This is a genomic window from Vogesella mureinivorans, assembly GCF_007644035.1.
Classification (GTDB): Bacteria; Pseudomonadota; Gammaproteobacteria; order Burkholderiales; family Chromobacteriaceae; genus Vogesella; species Vogesella mureinivorans.
The window spans coordinates 1-251 of the sequence record NZ_VMTV02000925.1; the positions used below are offsets into that span (position 1 = coordinate 1).

The 251-nt window shown below is 45.0% G+C and carries 1 protein-coding gene; it reads right to left on the bottom strand.

Annotation, left to right across the window (positions count from 1 at the left end; genetic code table 11):
• The coding region (locus tag FLQ44_RS21170) for a thiolase family protein (RefSeq protein WP_500692562.1) at positions 1-251 on the bottom strand (251 nt) is incomplete at both ends.

The window sequence follows — 251 nt, forward strand, 5'->3', positions numbered from 1 at the left end:
CCTGTTGAAGTAATTTCTTGATCGCTGGTGCAGGTGCAAATCCCATGATTCGAGGTTCTATACCGACAGTTGTTGCTGCAATGATTTTGGCACGTGGTTTTAATTGATACTGTGTAACGGCTTGATCTGATGCGATCAGTAAAGCGGCTGCACCATCGTTAATTCCTGAAGCATTGCCCGCAGTTACCGTACCTTCTGCTTTCACCACACCTTTTAATTTTTGTAAGGCTTGCAATGTGGTTGAAGCCCGT